This window comes from Pseudomonas sp. SIMBA_067, from assembly GCF_046534675.1.
Classification (GTDB): domain Bacteria; phylum Pseudomonadota; class Gammaproteobacteria; order Pseudomonadales; family Pseudomonadaceae; genus Aquipseudomonas; species Aquipseudomonas putida.
Genome location: NZ_JAWRYH010000512.1, coordinates 1 through 268 on the forward strand (window position 1 = coordinate 1; position 268 = coordinate 268).

General features: G+C 61.9%; 1 pseudogene. It reads right to left on the minus strand.

What is annotated here, in order from left to right:
* Positions 1 to 268, minus strand: a pseudogene (locus SB765_RS30120) (GGDEF domain-containing protein); the annotation flags it as partial.

Consider the following 268-nt stretch of genomic DNA (forward strand, 5'->3'; position numbering starts at 1 on the left):
TGGGCGCTGAGTTTTTTCAGCAAACGGTCGCGTGCCGCCAGGGCCTCGTAGGCACGTTTTTGCTCAGTGACATCGCGGTAGATCGCCAGGTGCCCGATCCACAGACCGTGCTCATCGAGCAACACCGTCGGCAGCATATTGGCCGTCAAGTGGCTGCCGTCCTCGCGCCTCAAGGTCCACTCACGGGCTTCATGCTGGCTGTCCGGGCTTTCCACCAGCATCGCCTGGCAAGGCGTGATACGTTTGCCCAACGCCGCGCTCAAGTACC